Source organism: Gilliamella sp. M0364 (genome assembly GCF_016100565.1).
In the GTDB taxonomy this organism is placed as follows: domain Bacteria; phylum Pseudomonadota; class Gammaproteobacteria; order Enterobacterales; family Orbaceae; genus Gilliamella; species Gilliamella apis.
The window spans coordinates 14,030-29,743 of sequence record NZ_JACFSF010000011.1 but is presented as its reverse complement, the minus strand read 5'-3'; the positions used below and the strand labels follow the sequence as shown (position 1 = coordinate 29,743).

The 15,714-nt window shown below is 34.7% G+C and carries 16 protein-coding genes and 1 pseudogene; 15 read left to right on the top strand and 2 right to left on the bottom strand.

The window, feature by feature from the left end; all coding sequences use genetic code 11:
- Position 1 precedes the first annotated feature (1 nt).
- The gene (lpcA, locus tag H3U96_RS10290; protein ID WP_086360280.1) at positions 2 to 577 is read right to left on the bottom strand and encodes a D-sedoheptulose 7-phosphate isomerase; all 576 of its coding nucleotides are present in this window, start codon (positions 575 to 577) and stop codon (positions 2 to 4) included.
- A 361-nt stretch (positions 578 to 938) separates the two neighbouring features.
- On the opposite strand from lpcA, the gene ribE reads away from it, so the two are divergent.
- The 12 genes and pseudogenes from ribE to gorA all read left to right on the top strand — a co-directional run bounded on the left by ribE (position 939) and on the right by gorA (position 11,402).
- Positions 939 to 1,409: a 6,7-dimethyl-8-ribityllumazine synthase gene (ribE, locus tag H3U96_RS10285; RefSeq protein ID WP_034901289.1), complete on the top strand. Its 471-nt coding sequence runs from the start codon at positions 939 to 941 to the stop codon at positions 1,407 to 1,409.
- Between the two features lie 4 nt (positions 1,410 to 1,413).
- Positions 1,414 to 1,833, top strand: a complete 420-nt coding sequence (gene nusB / locus H3U96_RS10280) for a transcription antitermination factor NusB (RefSeq protein ID WP_034901291.1) — start codon at positions 1,414 to 1,416, stop codon at positions 1,831 to 1,833.
- A 21-nt stretch (positions 1,834 to 1,854) separates the two neighbouring features.
- A complete protein-coding gene (locus H3U96_RS10275; RefSeq protein WP_086360281.1) occupies positions 1,855 to 2,898 on the top strand; it encodes a TrmH family RNA methyltransferase in 1,044 nt (347 codons plus the stop codon).
- A gap of 145 nt (positions 2,899 to 3,043) precedes the next feature.
- On the top strand, positions 3,044 to 3,979 hold the full coding sequence (gene nadR, locus H3U96_RS10270) for a multifunctional transcriptional regulator/nicotinamide-nucleotide adenylyltransferase/ribosylnicotinamide kinase NadR (RefSeq protein ID WP_165755057.1): 936 nt from the start codon (positions 3,044 to 3,046) through the stop codon (positions 3,977 to 3,979).
- Positions 3,980 to 4,041: 62 nt separating this feature from the next.
- Positions 4,042 to 4,818: a bifunctional demethylmenaquinone methyltransferase/2-methoxy-6-polyprenyl-1,4-benzoquinol methylase UbiE gene (gene ubiE, locus H3U96_RS10265; protein ID WP_034901293.1), complete on the top strand. Its 777-nt coding sequence runs from the start codon at positions 4,042 to 4,044 to the stop codon at positions 4,816 to 4,818.
- Between the two features lie 15 nt (positions 4,819 to 4,833).
- Positions 4,834 to 6,375, top strand: coding sequence for a ubiquinone biosynthesis regulatory protein kinase UbiB (gene ubiB / locus H3U96_RS10260; protein ID WP_198196526.1), 1,542 nt, complete (start codon positions 4,834 to 4,836; stop codon positions 6,373 to 6,375).
- Positions 6,376 to 6,450: 75 nt separating this feature from the next.
- Positions 6,451 to 6,663: a twin-arginine translocase TatA/TatE family subunit gene (tatA, locus tag H3U96_RS10255; protein WP_034901295.1), complete on the top strand. Its 213-nt coding sequence runs from the start codon at positions 6,451 to 6,453 to the stop codon at positions 6,661 to 6,663.
- 3 nt (positions 6,664 to 6,666) lie between these two features.
- Positions 6,667 to 6,945: pseudogene (gene tatB, locus H3U96_RS10250) on the top strand (Sec-independent protein translocase protein TatB); the annotation flags it as partial.
- A 59-nt stretch (positions 6,946 to 7,004) separates the two neighbouring features.
- Positions 7,005 to 7,760, top strand: a complete 756-nt coding sequence (tatC, locus tag H3U96_RS10245; protein WP_034901296.1) for a twin-arginine translocase subunit TatC — start codon at positions 7,005 to 7,007, stop codon at positions 7,758 to 7,760.
- Positions 7,761 to 7,813: 53 nt separating this feature from the next.
- Positions 7,814 to 9,238, top strand: a complete 1,425-nt coding sequence (hldE, locus tag H3U96_RS10240) for a bifunctional D-glycero-beta-D-manno-heptose-7-phosphate kinase/D-glycero-beta-D-manno-heptose 1-phosphate adenylyltransferase HldE (RefSeq protein WP_086356711.1) — start codon at positions 7,814 to 7,816, stop codon at positions 9,236 to 9,238.
- 167 nt (positions 9,239 to 9,405) lie between these two features.
- Positions 9,406 to 9,885 (top strand): hypothetical protein, encoded by a 480-nt coding sequence (locus H3U96_RS10235; protein WP_034901300.1) that lies wholly within the window; start codon positions 9,406 to 9,408, stop codon positions 9,883 to 9,885.
- A gap of 164 nt (positions 9,886 to 10,049) precedes the next feature.
- On the top strand, positions 10,050 to 11,402 hold the full coding sequence (gorA, locus tag H3U96_RS10230; RefSeq protein WP_086356710.1) for a glutathione-disulfide reductase: 1,353 nt from the start codon (positions 10,050 to 10,052) through the stop codon (positions 11,400 to 11,402).
- A gap of 66 nt (positions 11,403 to 11,468) precedes the next feature.
- On the opposite strand, the gene H3U96_RS10225 is transcribed toward gorA, so the two are convergent.
- Entirely contained in the window at positions 11,469 to 12,818 is a 1,350-nt protein-coding gene (locus H3U96_RS10225) for an MFS transporter (RefSeq protein WP_086356709.1), read from the bottom strand.
- A 246-nt stretch (positions 12,819 to 13,064) separates the two neighbouring features.
- Between H3U96_RS10225 and H3U96_RS10220 the strand changes: the two genes are divergently transcribed.
- The 3 genes from H3U96_RS10220 to mnmE all read left to right on the top strand — a co-directional run bounded on the left by H3U96_RS10220 (position 13,065) and on the right by mnmE (position 15,691).
- Entirely contained in the window at positions 13,065 to 13,616 is a 552-nt protein-coding gene (locus H3U96_RS10220; RefSeq protein ID WP_034901305.1) for a DNA-3-methyladenine glycosylase I, read from the top strand.
- 10 nt (positions 13,617 to 13,626) lie between these two features.
- Positions 13,627 to 14,235 (top strand): YdcF family protein, encoded by a 609-nt coding sequence (locus tag H3U96_RS10215; protein ID WP_065577523.1) that lies wholly within the window; start codon positions 13,627 to 13,629, stop codon positions 14,233 to 14,235.
- Between the two features lie 94 nt (positions 14,236 to 14,329).
- A complete protein-coding gene (mnmE, locus tag H3U96_RS10210) occupies positions 14,330 to 15,691 on the top strand; it encodes a tRNA uridine-5-carboxymethylaminomethyl(34) synthesis GTPase MnmE (RefSeq protein ID WP_034901307.1) in 1,362 nt (453 codons plus the stop codon).
- Positions 15,692 to 15,714 lie beyond the last annotated feature (23 nt).

The following is a 15,714-nucleotide window of genomic DNA, read 5'->3' as shown; positions in this document are numbered from 1 at the left end:
ATTAAGCCATCTCTTTTTCAATAAGTAGAATTAAAATATGAATTACTTTGATATGGATTTCTTGTACACGATCTGCATAGCCAAAATGTGGCACACGAATATCAACATCAGCTAATCCATTCATTTTCCCGCCATCTTTACCTGTCAGTGTGATAATTTTCATACCTTTTTGTTTAGCAGCTTCAATTGCTTTAAGTACATTAGCTGAATTTCCTGAAGTTGAAATGCCTAATAATACATCACCTTTTTGTCCAACGCCTTCAATGTAACGAGAAAATATGTAATCGAAACCATAATCATTGCCCACGCATGAGATGTGACTAACATCAGATATAGCAATTGCTGGATATGAAGGGCGGTTATCACGAAAACGTCCAGTTAGTTCTTCAGCAAAATGCATTGCATCACAATGTGATCCGCCATTACCGCATGAAAGTACTTTTCCACCTTGTTTAAATGAGTCTGCAATTAAAATAGCTGCTTGTTGGATTTTTTTTAGATTGTCATCGTTTGCAACGAAATTGGTCAACACGTCAATTGCCTGATTTAATTCATCACGAATGGTGTTAATGTACATTAATAATACCTCTTTAAATAAAAAGCTTTTCCATAACCATTGTAATTCGTTAATAACAGCTTGCAAGCAATAACAATAAATTTTTTATAATAGGTAAAATATTTCAATTGATTACAAGTACATAATAGAATAGTTATCAAATAAATAATTATTAATAAATGCAAAAATGACCTTTAATAAATTAACTATTTTCATACTATAAATAGTTAATAACTATTTTCATTAAAGCTTGTCTTAAATAGATTAAATCCTCTTTTTGCTAATAGGATAAGCCTTTAATTTGTGGTATAATCACCTAATGATTTTTATCTCTGAAAGAGATTATAAAATTGCATCCAGAATCAATCGGTAAGGAATGAATATGCAAACAATTAAAGGTAAAGTTGCTGCGCCTGAAGCCAAAGTAGCGATTATTGTGGCACGTTTTAACCAATTTATTAATGAAAGTTTAGTTAATGGTGCCATAGATGCACTTACTCGTATCGGTGAAGTAGACGATAACAGTATTACCGTTATTTGGGTGCCAGGCGCTTATGAAATTCCTTTAGCAGCAAAAGTTGCTGCACAGTCAAAAAAATATGATGCAATTGTTGCATTGGGCACGGTTATCCGTGGTAGTACTGCTCATTTTGATTTTGTTGCTGGCGAATCAAGTTCAGGGTTATTGAATGCTAGTTTAGATTTTACGATACCAGTTGGTTTTGGTATTTTAACTACTGAAAGTATCGAACAAGCCATAGAACGAGCAGGAACTAAAGCGGGCAATAAAGGTGCAGAAGCGGCACTAACCGCACTTGAAATGTTAAATGTGATTAAAACAATTAAGGAGTAATTTAGTGGCGTTAGTTAATCCTCGTCGTCGAGCAAGAGAGTGTGCAGTTCAAGCTATTTACTCTTGGCAAATTTCTAGAAATGATCTTGCTGATGTTGAGAGCAGCTTCATGGCTGAACAAGATATGAAAGGTGTCGACACCAAATATTTTAGAGAATTACTGCATGGTGTTGCCAAAAATACCACAGAATTAGATGAGAAAATGACTCCTTATTTAACAGAAAGAACTGTTGATGAACTCGGTCAAGTTGAATTAGCCGTATTAAGAATTGCTCTATATGAATTAATGAAGCGACATGATGTCCCTTATAAAGTTGTTATCAATGAAGCTATCGATCTTACTAAAACCTTTGGCGCAGAAGATAGTCATAAATTTGTTAATGGTGTATTAGATAAAGTTGCACCAACCATTCGTACACGATAATTGTCTTTAATTGGGAATAATATGAACGATACTAGTGAAAAAAGTAAGCCCACTATTTTTTATGCTAAAAATAGCGAAGCGAGAGTGAAAAACCGTTCAGCCAAAGAACGTGGCGGTGATTATAAAAATAAACGTAATAATGAAGGTTTTCATTCTGATTCAAAAGCAAAACATGACCGGATCGAAACCTTTAAACCAAAAAAATTTAATAAAACCGTAAAACCTGCTAAAGCACAATTTGATTTAACGGATGAATATGATTCCCCATGGCAGAAAAAAGTTCGAAATAATGAACAAGTACCAACATTCGGTTATGATGGCTATCGTCAAAAAAAGGAAGAGACATTAGTTTACAGCGAAAATAGTTGTAAAGCGGTATTTAAGCACCGACGTTTGGCTATTGTTAAATTATTTATTACTCAAGAAATGACTTATCAATTTAAAGAATTAATTAATTGGTTAGTCAAACAACGTCTTGGTTATGATGTTGTCTCAACAGAGCAAATTACTAAAATCACACAAACTCCACATCATGGTGGCGTTTGTTTAATTGTTAAAAAACGTATACCACTCACTTTGCTTGATTATTTAGATGAATATGATGATCAAGCTCAAGATTGCATTATTGCTGTTGATGATGTGAATAATCCGCATAACTTAGGTGGGTTAATGCGTAGTGCAGCTTTTTTTGGTGTTAATGGCGTAATTTTACGGCAAACTAACTTACTCGATAGTGGTGCCGCAATGCGTGTTGCTGAAGGTGGTATTGAAGCCGTTGAATCCATTAAAAGTGATGATTTTATAGCATCTATTGATTTGTTAAAACAACATGGCTATCAAGTTATTGCATTATTACCATGTCAATTAAAATCGATTTCATCCACTGAGTTATCACAATTCAAATTTACCAAGAAAGTTGCCTTAGTTCTATTTCAACAAATTAATAACAAATTAATTAACTGTGCTGATAGTATTATCCATTTGCAAGGCAATGATAATATGTCGGCTTTAAATATTTCTGTAGCAACAGGGATTGTGTTATCTGCTATAAAATATCAATCTTAATTGATGTGATTCTAACAATTGATGAATTTAATTGATGAAGTTAACACTTTTGTAATTTTATCATATTAAATAGCATCAATTGGTTAGAAAATGGTTGTTTTTTCTGTACATTAGTATCCAGTTTTGAAATTGATTGGTAATGATTATGTCATCTAAACATCGAGTTGGTTTAATTTTTGGTAAGTTTTATCCGTTACATAGTGGTCATATTTATCTTATTGAAAAAGCATTGACACAAGTTGATGAACTGCACGTCATGTTGGGTTGTGAGGCAATACGTGATAAACAACTATTTGAAAAAAGCCGCCTACCTAGACAGCCTCAAGTAAGTGATCGCTTCTCATGGTTAAAAGAAACCTTTAAAGATAGACATAATATTCACATTCATATTTCTGATGAAGCGGGTATTAACTATTATCCCAACGGTTGGCAAGATTGGAGTGACAGTATAAAACGTATTTTATTGGAACATAAAATCGAACCTACTGTGGTATTTACTAGCGAATCACAAGATGTCAAACAGCATGAACGCTATTTTGGTTGCCCTGTTGTTATTGTTGATGCTGATCGTGATTTTGTTAATATTAGTGCGACACAAATTCGAGAAAATCCTTATCAAAACTGGTCTTATATTGCGAACGCAGCGAAACCTTTTTTTGTTAAAAAAGTAGCGATTATAGGGCATGATAAATTTAATGAATTGCCGGTACAATTAGCTAATATTTATAACACACAATATGTTTCAAATGGTTATATTAACTATATTCAACGAGAAATATCTACAACAGAAAATAAACGTTATTTGAGTGAAAATGATTATCTTAGAATAGCTATGTTGCATGTAGAACGTATGTCCAAAGCTGTTGAAAATGCTAATAAGTTACTCTTTACCTCAATTGATTTTGATACGTTAGCTAAATACTATAATCAAATTTTTGCTAAATCTAATGAAGTATTGAATGGGTTAAAAAATAGTTATCAGTTTGATTTAGTCATTCACGAACATGATTTGCCAGCAAACTCCACACCATTACAACATTTCGAAATCGTTTCTCAAATGGTTGAATCGTTATTAATTTAGACCATCACATTTAGGTTAGCTTATGCTAAAATAAGCTAACTATTTATGATAGGTGAATTTTTATGTCTCAATCATCTTCACAGCAAAATGATGAAAATCAAGATAAAATTGATTTTGGTTACACTCAAGTTTTAAAGCAAGATAAAGTAAAACGGGTAGCAGAAGTTTTTCATTCTGTTGCTGATAAATATGATGTTATGAATGATCTTATGTCATTTGGTATTCATCGTATCTGGAAAAAAATCACTATTGAGTATAGTAGTGTTCGTAAAGGTCAAAAAGTTTTAGATCTTGCCGGTGGTACTGGTGATTTAACGGCTAAATTCTCGCAAATTGTCGGTGATGATGGCTTAGTTGTATTAGCTGATATCAATGAATCTATGCTAAAAGTAGGTAGAGATAAGCTTCGAGACAAAGGTCTATTTAATAATATTGAATATGTACAAGCCAATGCAGAAGAACTCCCATTTGCTGATAACTATTTCGATTGTATTACTATCTCATTTGGTTTACGCAATGTCACCGATAAGCAAAAAGCATTGCAATCTATGTGGAGAGTGTTAAAACCTGGTGGGCGTTTATTAATACTTGAGTTTTCTAAACCACAATACCAGATTTTAAATAAAGCTTATGACCTATACTCATTCACTATGTTACCGTTGATGGGCAAAATTGTCGCTAATGATGCTGATAGTTACCGGTATTTAGCTGAATCCATCAGAATGCACCCAGATCAAAAAACGTTGAAAAAAATGATGGAGGATGCTGGATTTGTCGATGTGAAATATCACAATATGACAGGTGGCATTGTAGCTTTACATACTGGTTTTAAATTTTAATGTGATAAAAAAAGAATGACATTTCTTCGAATTTATAAAATATTAACGGTATTTCGAGCTTATCGATTAGATGAACTATTACCAAAACATCGAACCTCAACATGGTTTAAATTGTTGTTGATTAGTCTATTTTGGGTTAGATCTAAAGCAAAACAACAAGATGTTGGTGAAAGATTGCGTCTAGCTTTACAAGAGTTAGGTCCGGTTTGGATAAAATTTGGACAAATGGTTTCAACAAGGCGAGATGTATTACCAAAACATCTCGCTGATGCATTAGCCAAACTGCAAGATCAAGTAGCTCCTTTTGATGGACTAATTGCCAGACAAATTATTGAATCAGCTCTAGGCTGTTCTATAGATCATTATTTTATTGATTTTGATGAAAAACCATTAGCTTCAGCTTCCATTGCTCAGGTGCATACTGCAACTTTAAAAAGCAGCCAAGCCCAAGTTGTGATTAAAGTTTTACGTCCGAATATTTTACCTATAATCAAATCTGATATTCGCTTGATGTATTGGGCGGCTAATCAATTTACTAAACGGATTAAATTTGGTGAAAAGTTACGTGCGGTTGAAATTGTTAATGATTATGAAAATACACTTTTGAAAGAACTGGATTTACAAAAAGAAGCTTATAATACTGCCCGTTTACGAGATAATTTCATTAATAGTGATATTTTATATATTCCTTATGTTTATCAAGATCTTTGTCGAACAAATATTTTAGTAGAAGAACGGATTTATGGTACGCCAATAGCTAATATTGATGAACTTAAACGAAATAATGTCAACATGAAATTGCTTGCCGAACGTGGTGTTCAAGCTTTTTTTACGCAGGTGTTTAGGGATAATTTTTTCCATGCCGATATGCATCCAGGTAATATCTTTGTTGATATTTCTGAACCACAAAATCCTCGTTATATTGGTATAGACTGTGCAATTGTTGGTGTATTAACTGAAGATGATCAGCGTTATTTGGCTGAAAATTTTCTCGCCTTTTTTAATCAAGATTATCGACGGATTGCACAAATTTATATTGCTTCTGGTTGGGTGCCAGAAACAACGGATGCAACGGCATTAGAAATGGCTATGCGTAGTGTGTGTGAACCTGCATTTGCCAAACCATTAGGTGAAATTTCGTTTTCACAAATTTTATTAGCTTTATTTCAAGTTGCTCGTCAATTTGAAATGGATATTCAGCCGCAATTAACATTACTTGAAAAAACCTTATTTTATATAGAAGGATTAGGACGTCAGCTATACCCAGAACTCGACTTATGGCAAACTGCTAAGCCATTTCTGGAAAAATGGTATGAAGATAAGTACAGTGCTAAAACGTTATTCAAGCAAGTATGGACTTCGTTACCCGAATGGAAAAATATCCTAGTTGATCTGCCAGTAAGATTAGGCGATCAGGCTCGTATGACTAAACAGATGCATAACCAATTAAAACAGATTAATCAAGAATTACAACGAAGCAAAAAACGCTATCGTTGGTCGTTGGCCATTCTTAGTCTGGTTTGTGTTTTATCTATTGTGATGCTGGTTATACATTGAGATAGTTATTTTTGGGAATATCATCATTTTACGTGTATAATTTGATTACTTGACGCTATTGGAGATAGTTATCATATGCCTAGTTTGCCCAAACTACTGATATTTGTTGCTGTTATCGTACTATTATTCGGAACAAAAAAATTGCGTTCATTGGGCTCTGATCTTGGGGCTTCAATTAAAGGTTTTAAAAAAGCCATGAATGACGATGATGACAGTAAAGAGACAGATGATTCACAAAAAGTTGAACATCTTGACTCATCTGCTAATAACCACGCCGATAAAGAGTAATCCGTGTTCGATATTAGCTTTGGTCAGCTACTATTAGTATTAATTATTGGACTGGTTGTATTAGGACCGGAACGTTTGCCTATTGCGATTAAAACTGTTGCCGGATGGATTAAAGTACTCCGTCGCATGTCAGCAACTGTCCAGTTAGAATTAAATAAAGAACTCAAACTGCAAGAATTACAAGATAGCTTAAAAAAAGCCGAACAAAGTGGTTTGAACACTCTTACCCCAGAACTGCAAGCATCAATTGATGAATTAAAACGGGTAACTGAATCACTGCAAAACGAGATTAATTCAGTCAGTCCAATTGATACAACAATTCCTTCAGATAAAGATAAATTATGACAGAAGACGCAACCCAACCACTTATTGGACATCTGGTCGAACTCAGAACAAGACTTTTACGCTGTATCATTTGTATATTACTAGTCTTAGCATGTTTACTTTATTTCTCAAATGATATCTATCATATTGTTGCTAATCCGCTTATCAGTCAATTACCTAAAGGTAGCAGTATGATTGCGACCGATATTGCGGCTCCTTTTTTTACACCAATTAAACTGACGGCTGTTGTTGCAATATTTATTTCTATTCCTTATCTTTTATATCAAGTTTGGGGATTTATTGCTCCGGCACTATATCAACATGAAAAACGGCTGATTATGCCATTAATTGTTTCTAGTACAGTACTTTTTTATATTGGTATTGCATTTGCGTATTTTGCTGTATTTCCTTTGGCATTTTATTTCTTTATTCATACTGCACCAGTTGATGTCGCGATAAATACTGATATCACAAAATATCTTGATTTTGTCATGACACTATTTATTGTATTTGGTTTTGCATTTGAAGTCCCTGTGGCGATTATTTTGCTTTGTTGGACTGGCGTTACTACTCCTAAAAACTTACGTAAAAAAAGACCTTATATTATTGTCGGTGTGTTTGCTGTAGCGATGTTTGTAACCCCACCGGATGTATTTTCTCAAATTTTATTAGCTGTACCTATCTGTTTATTATTTGAAATAGGGACATTTTTTGCCCGTTTTTATCAACCTAGAAAAAAAATCCAACCAGACGATGAATCTGTTGGGGATTAATAATAAATTGATAAGTGATTTACTGAATAACAAGTAAAGGATATATGACCATAATGAAAACTTCACTTCCTGAGTTTACTCAAGCAAATGTTCTGGTTGTTGGCGATATAATGTTAGATCGCTATTGGTATGGAGGTACTAACCGTATATCACCAGAAGCACCAGTGCCAATTGTTAAAGTTGATGCTCTAGAAGAACGCGCTGGCGGTGCAGCCAATGTAGCTATGAATATAACCTCTTTGGGCGGTAGCACAAGATTAATTGGTTTTACCGGTATTGATGAGCCAGCCAAAGTACTTGATGAACAACTGACTAAACGTAATGTCCATTGTGATTTTGTATCAGTCTCAACTCATCCAACAATTACCAAATTAAGAGTTTTATCTAGAAATCAACAACTCATTAGAATTGATTTTGAAGAGGGTTTTAATAGTGTTGATCATACACCTATTTTAGAACGTATTGAAAGTGCGCTTTCAACCTCTAAAGTATTAGTGTTATCTGATTATGCTAAAGGAGCCTTAACCGCTGTACAAGCAATGATTAAACAAGCTCAGAAAGGAAATGTACCAATATTGGTTGATCCGAAAGGTACTGATTTTGAGCGTTATCGTGGTGCAACATTATTGACGCCAAATATGTCTGAATTTGAAGCGGTTGTCGGTGTTTGTAAAACAGACCAAGAGATTATCGAAAAGGGCTATCAACTAATTAAACAGTACGATCTCAAAGCTTTACTTGTCACTCGCAGCGAAAAAGGGATGACGTTATTACAGTTAGATAAGCCTGTTTATCATCTACCTACGCAAGCCAAAGAAGTATTTGATGTTACTGGCGCCGGTGATACGGTGATAGCGACCTTAGCTGCTTCATTAGCCGCAGGGCAATCTCTTGAAGAAAGCTGTTTTTTAGCTAATGCAGCTGCAGGTGTTGTGGTTGGCAAGTTAGGGACATCTACGGTATCTCAAGTTGAATTAAGTAACGCTATTCGAGCTCGTACTGATGATGGTTTCGGCGTGATGACTGAAGAGACATTAAAAGAAGAAATTCGCAAAGCTCGGTTGCGCGGTGAAAAAATTGTCATGACTAATGGCTGTTTTGATATTTTACATGCAGGGCATGTCTCTTATCTTGCTAATGCCCGTAAACTTGGCGATCGTTTGGTTGTGGCGGTAAATAGCGATGCTTCGGTAAAACAGCTTAAAGGATCATCACGCCCAATCAATCCATTAATGCAAAGAATGATTGTTTTAGGTGCGCTTGATTCTGTTGATTGGGTTGTTCCTTTTGAGGAAGAGACGCCACAACGATTAATTGCCAGTATCTTACCTGATGTATTAGTAAAAGGTGGTGATTATAAACCTGAAGATATCGCAGGTGGAAAAGAAGTTATCGAGGCCGGGGGAATAGTTAAAGTCCTCAATTTTGAAGATGGTTGTTCCACAACTAACATCATTGATAAAATTAAACAACAATAAATAATATCTGGTAATAATTGGCTACTTATTTAAGTAGCCAATTATTTAAGTAGATGATTACTCTTATTTAATTTTTTCCATTATTTTTATCTTTGTTTTATTTCAATTAAGATATATTTTAGTATCAATAAAGATCACATATTTAATGACTAATAACGAATAAAATAATGAAACTAAAAATTACAGTGTTGTTAATGATATTGATGAGTGTCGCTTGTCATCGAGTACCTGTTCAAAAATATCTATATGAAGCAAATCTCCATGATCCAGAACTGATATTCACCACTGAAACTTATTATCCTACCTATTTTTCTTTAAACATTTATGATGGTAAAACTAGCAACTGCGCTAATTTTCAAAGTCTTGGCTATGTATTCCCACATAAAATTGTACCATTTAATATTTATCCTAAATACGTTCCCTCAATTGAAACTAAATCTCCAGCCAATAAACTTGTTACGGTTATTGGCAAATCACGAGATGATAAAGTTTCTTGTACCACAAAATATCACCAATTTACCGCTGAATTGGGTAAAACATATAATATTTTATATAAACTTGAAGACAGAAAATGTTATCTTGAGATTACTGAAAAAATGAGTTCTAAACCTGTCAATTTTCAGGCATTGAATAAATGTGGGGAATAGTCATATCAGTAGCAATATTATTATGTTAATGAATAAAATTATTCTCCGAAACTAATCAATAGTTAATAACTATCGTTAAATTTCATAATTAATACTTTTTTTATTGTCGGCTTTATGCAAAGCTATTAACCATCAATTGCTAATTTGTTTTAAGGATTTTTTATATGACTAAACACTATGACTATATTGCTATCGGTGGTGGTAGTGGTGGTATTGCCTCTATTAACCGAGCTGCATCGTATGGTAAAAAGTGTGCCATTATTGAGGCTAAATTATTGGGTGGTACTTGTGTAAATGTTGGTTGTGTTCCTAAAAAGATTATGTGGTATGGTGCACAAATTGCCGAAGCAATTAACCATTATGGCCCTGATTATGGTTTTGATACCACTATTAACCATTTTGATTGGGATAAACTCATTACAAGCCGAACGGCTTATATTGATCGCGTTCATCAATCTTATGATCGAGTTTTACACAATAATAAGGTCGATGTGATCCATGGCTATGGAAAATTTGTTGATGCAAAAACGATTGAAGTTAATGGCGAACACTATAGTGCCGATCACATACTCATTGCTGTAGGTGGAAAGCCAACGATTCCCAATATTCCTGGTGCGCAATATGGAATAACTTCCGATGGATTCTTTGAATTAAAAGCACTCCCTAAACGAGTAGCAGTTGTTGGAGCTGGTTATATAGCTTGTGAAATTGCCAGCGTGTTACATTCACTTGGCGCTGAAACACATCAATTTGTTCGCCAAGGTACCCCATTACGAGCTTTTGATCCGCTAATCGTAGAAACACTTATGGAAGTGATAACCAATGATGGCCAGCATCTGCATACCTTTGCCATTCCATCTTCTGTTAGCAAAAATAGTGACCAATCATTAACGTTAACATTAGAAAATGGTGAGAGTTATACTGTTGATTGCTTAATATGGGCAATCGGTCGTGAACCAGCAACCAAAGAAATGAATTTATCTGCGGCAGGTATTAAGGTTGATAGCAATGGATTTATAGTTGTTGATGAATATCAAAACACCAATGTACCGGGAATTTATTCGGTTGGCGATGATACCGGTGCGGCGGCATTAACTCCAGTTGCCGTGGCTGCCGGCCGGCGTTTATCGGAACGACTATTTAACAATAAACCAAATGAACATCTAGATTATTCTAATATTCCAACGGTAGTGTTTACTCACCCACCGATTGGTACGGTTGGTTTAAGTGAACCGCAAGCTATATTGCAATATGGTCCAGAAAACGTCAAAGTTTATAAATCTACTTTTACTGCCATGTATACCGCAGTCACTTCGCATCGACAACCTTGTCGAATGAAATTAGTCTGTGTTGGTGAACAAGAAAAAATAGTTGGTATTCATGGTATTGGTTATGGTATGGACGAAATCTTACAAGGCTTTGCTGTAGCATTGAAAATGGGAGCAACCAAAAAAGACTTTGATAATACCGTTGCAATTCATCCAACAGCAGCGGAAGAATTTGTTACAATGCGTTAATATTTATCATTTATCTTACTTTTTACCGAAAACAGGGCGATGGCCCTGTTTTTTTATTGATAGACTTTAATGATCTGATTTATTTTGCCAGCCATTTTGGGCTAATGAAGTAAAGCCAACAACAACAGCTAGCAAAGCGACAGCTGAAATATAAATACCTGCACCAAGATAACTAAATTCGCCTAATAAGTGATCTGGACTTAACAAATAAATAGTTAACGTTGGGGTAATTGCACTAAATAGTGCGTAGGCTAAATTATAAGAAAACGATAATCCTGAATAACGAATTGCCGGTGGAAACGTTCTAGTGCCGATAATTGGAGTCATGGCGATCGATCCAATAAATAGACCAAATAGTGCCCAAATCGTATAAAGTTTTGTTAATGACATATCTGGCGCTAATGAACTGTAAAAATAGATACTTACTACAGCTAATCCGCCCCAAGTCAGGATTACTGTTTTAGCTGTACCTAATTTATCATCTAACCAGCCAGAAATAACACAACCAATAGATAAGGTTAAAGCAGCAATACAACCACCAATACGCCAATCAAGATTAGCAAAATGGTACATACCACCAACAATACGACCCGGGGTAATTAAAATACCAACCATAATAGCGGTTGATAATGACCAAGTTAATAAAGCGACAATCAAACATGCTGTTTTATGTTTTTTTAATACAGTAACCACAGGTATACTTTTTTCTAACGCTTTACGTGCAGCTAACTCTTTAAAAATTGGCGTTTCAGATAAAAATTTGCGTAAATATACTGAAATAACCCCAAAAATACCACCAATAATAAAAGGAATACGCCATGCATAATCCAAAATATTTTGGTTAGTAAAATAGAGATCAATAATAATTGTGACGAAAAAGCCAAGTAAGATACCACCAGTAATGCCTGATGTTAGAGTGCCGACACCTAAACCATAACGTTGTTTTGGGGTATGCTCTGCAATAAATACCCATGCGCCAGGCATTTCACCGCCGATAGCAGCGCCTTGTAGCATTCGCATCAATAACAATAATAATGGCGCTACAATACCAATTGTTTCATAAGTAGGCAAAATACCAATGATAAAAGTAGGTAAAGCCATCATCGCCACACTTAAGGTAAACATTCTTTTACGACCAACTTTATCACCAAAGTGCGCCATAATAATGCCACCAACAGGGCGAACTAAGTAGCCTGCTGCAAAAATTCCCCAAGCAAATAAATCTAACGTTAACGGCGATAATGTATGGGGTAAAAATAACGGTTTGACAATAGTATCAATATAGAGAGCATAGATAACAAAGTCATAAAATTCAAGTGTCCCCCCTAAAGAGGATAATATCAATGTTTTTAAATCTTTACTGTTCAATGGACGTGCCACTGGTTGCCATTCAGTATTAATCTCGGATTGATTCATGAAAAAACCTTATTGTTATAGTTAAATAGATATAGCCAATTAAGAAAATGATTGTATTTTGACTAAATCTTAATAGTGAATGGTCATTCTGCCATAAAAAATAGACTTTTTTTTAATCATAAAAAAATTTAATCAATGACAATGATATGTCTGTTTGATTTATAATCAGTATAAAAAATGATATTAAATGAAAATTCTATTCAATTATCACGTATAATATTTTTGAAACATAAGGATGAAATAATAATGACAAAACGATGCAGTTGGGTAACAAATGACCCGTTATATATTGATTATCATGATAAGGAATGGGGGAATCCACAATATGATAGTCTAAAACTATTTGAAAAAATCTGTCTTGAAGGCCAGCAAGCAGGATTATCGTGGATTACTGTTCTAAAAAAACGAGATGAATATCGTCGATGCTTTTTCAATTTTGAACCGCAAAAAATTATCCAATTAACGGCGGCAGATATAGAATCATTACTTGAAAATGAAGGATTAATTCGTAACCGACTAAAACTTAATAGCATTGTAAAAAATGCTCATGCTTACTTAGCTATGCAAAGTAATAATGAGGATTTTTCTCAATTTATTTGGTCCTTTGTTAATGGTAAACCTATAATTAACCACTTTAATGATATAAGTGAAGTTCCAGTTAGCACCGAAATATCAGATAGAATGTCAAAAGCACTAAAAAAGAGAGGTTTTTCTTTTGTTGGAACAACGATCTGTTATGCATTTATGCAATCAATGGGATTAGTTGACGACCATTTTGAAAATTGTTTTAAAAAATGAGAGGTATTATATGATAATCATTAAATTAATTAGATGGTTACTGATATTAATACTATTTTATTTTGTTATTTGTAATATTATTATTTTTATTTATGCTCACCAAAAACCAGCAGCTAATGCTGATACTCTGGTGGTATTAGGTTCACAAGTTGTTGGCACACCAGCACAAGCTCCTTTAACGTTACAAATTCGCTTGAATACTGCATTTAATTATTTGCAAGATAATCCCAATACAAAAGTAATTGTATGCGGAGGGCGGGGGAGTGATGAATCAGCGACTGAAGCGAGTGTGATGGCTGATTACTTAATCAAAAAAGGTATCGAATCTTCCAGGGTCTATTTAGAAGATAGATCAAGACGAACGGCACAGCAATTTGTCTATGCTAATCAAGTTTTACCATTGGGCAAGACAGTTGTGGTGACTAATGATTTCCATATTTTACGTTCAATCATGTTAGCTAAACGATCTAATATTGATAATATTTCAGGTTTGTCAGCGCCATTAAGTTATAGCAATTTTGATAAATATATCGCCATGATAAGAGAACCATTAGCTTTACTTAACTCATGGCTATTTGATCATCCATTAGATTATGTTGAAACTAAAAATGATAATTAATCGGTTTCATTGCTTTAGACTATTTCACTTTACAGATTTTTAATGGTTGTCGTGGTATGATTAACCATTGCTATTTAAATTAAAATTGATAAATATGAATACAGATACAATTGTTGCACAAGCGACACCTCCAGGTCGTGGCGGTGTTGGAATATTGCGTGTTTCGGGCCCTAAAGCGCAAGATGTTGCTAAAGCCGTTTTAGGTATTTTACCTAAGCCTCGCTATGCGCATTATTTACCTTTTTTAGCATCGGATGGTACAACCTTAGATGAAGGTATTGCTTTATTCTTTCCTAATCCACACTCATTTACGGGTGAAGATGTGCTTGAACTACAAGGGCATGGTGGTCCAGTTATTTTAGATCTACTGTTAAAACGCATTTTAGATATTCCTAGTGTGCGGATTGCAAGGCCGGGCGAATTTTCAGAGCGAGCTTTCTTAAATGATAAATTGGATCTAGCTCAGGCCGAAGCGATTGCAGACTTAATAGATGCCAGCTCTGAGCAAGCAGCAAAATCAGCCTTATCTTCTTTACAAGGGGTATTTTCTAAAAAAATTAATACACTGGTTGAAGCATTAATTCATCTACGTATTTTTACTGAAGCAGCTATTGATTTTCCAGAGGAAGAGATAGACTTTTTATCTGACGGGAAAATAGCGGCAGAACTTGAGCAAGTCATACAACGATTAAACGAAGTCCGTCAAGAAGCTAAACAAGGTTCATTATTACGTGAAGGTATGAAAGTCGTCATAGCGGGTAGACCTAACGCTGGTAAATCAAGTTTACTTAATGCATTAGCTGGACGAGATGCCGCTATCGTAACGGATATAGCTGGAACAACGCGCGATGTTTTACGTGAACATATCCATATTGATGGAATGCCTTTACATATAATCGATACTGCCGGCTTACGTGAAGCTAGCGATGAAGTTGAACGTATTGGTATTGAGCGAGCATGGCAAGAGATTGATCAAGCCGATCGAGTGTTATTTATGGTCGACAGTACAACAACTAATGAGACAAATCCTGAAAAACTCTGGCCAGAATTTATTGAACGTTTACCGAAAAACATGCCTGTCACAGTTATTCGCAACAAAGCTGATTTAACTGGTGAACCATTGGGTTATAGTGAACAAAATGGCTATTGTCTTATTCAATTATCAGCAAGAACCGGTGAAGGTATTACATTATTACGTGATCATCTCAAACAAGTTATGGGCTTTACTAGTAGCACCGAAGGTGGTTTTTTGGCTCGTCGCCGACATCTACAAGCACTTGAGAAAGCAGCAGAGCATTTAAATAATGGTCAATATCAACTTACCACCTTCCATGCTGGCGAACTATTGGCGGAAGAACTAAGATTAGCTCAAGAAGCGCTAAGTGAAATTACAGGTGAATTTACTTCTGATGATTTATTAGGACGAATATTCAGTTCATTCTGTATTGGCAAATAAGTTTTATCTACAGATAACTAAAC

What these genes read in the sequence shown, in the direction of transcription:
- H3U96_RS10235 (WP_034901300.1), top strand. Translation starts at nt 9,406, where the DNA reads ATGAAACTAAAAATTACAGTGTTGTTAATGATATTGATGAGTGTCGCT.
- H3U96_RS10215 (WP_065577523.1), top strand. Translation starts at nt 13,627, where the DNA reads ATGATAATCATTAAATTAATTAGATGGTTACTGATATTAATACTATTT.
- ribE (WP_034901289.1), top strand. Translation starts at nt 939, where the DNA reads ATGCAAACAATTAAAGGTAAAGTTGCTGCGCCTGAAGCCAAAGTAGCG.
- nadR (WP_165755057.1), top strand. Translation starts at nt 3,044, where the DNA reads ATGTCATCTAAACATCGAGTTGGTTTAATTTTTGGTAAGTTTTATCCG.
- lpcA (WP_086360280.1), bottom strand. Translation starts at nt 577, where the DNA reads ATGTACATTAACACCATTCGTGATGAATTAAATCAGGCAATTGACGTG.
- tatC (WP_034901296.1), top strand. Translation starts at nt 7,005, where the DNA reads ATGACAGAAGACGCAACCCAACCACTTATTGGACATCTGGTCGAACTC.
- gorA (WP_086356710.1), top strand. Translation starts at nt 10,050, where the DNA reads ATGACTAAACACTATGACTATATTGCTATCGGTGGTGGTAGTGGTGGT.
- H3U96_RS10225 (WP_086356709.1), bottom strand. Translation starts at nt 12,818, where the DNA reads ATGAATCAATCCGAGATTAATACTGAATGGCAACCAGTGGCACGTCCA.
- ubiE (WP_034901293.1), top strand. Translation starts at nt 4,042, where the DNA reads ATGTCTCAATCATCTTCACAGCAAAATGATGAAAATCAAGATAAAATT.
- tatA (WP_034901295.1), top strand. Translation starts at nt 6,451, where the DNA reads ATGCCTAGTTTGCCCAAACTACTGATATTTGTTGCTGTTATCGTACTA.
- mnmE (WP_034901307.1), top strand. Translation starts at nt 14,330, where the DNA reads ATGAATACAGATACAATTGTTGCACAAGCGACACCTCCAGGTCGTGGC.
- hldE (WP_086356711.1), top strand. Translation starts at nt 7,814, where the DNA reads ATGAAAACTTCACTTCCTGAGTTTACTCAAGCAAATGTTCTGGTTGTT.
- H3U96_RS10220 (WP_034901305.1), top strand. Translation starts at nt 13,065, where the DNA reads ATGACAAAACGATGCAGTTGGGTAACAAATGACCCGTTATATATTGAT.
- H3U96_RS10275 (WP_086360281.1), top strand. Translation starts at nt 1,855, where the DNA reads ATGAACGATACTAGTGAAAAAAGTAAGCCCACTATTTTTTATGCTAAA.
- ubiB (WP_198196526.1), top strand. Translation starts at nt 4,834, where the DNA reads ATGACATTTCTTCGAATTTATAAAATATTAACGGTATTTCGAGCTTAT.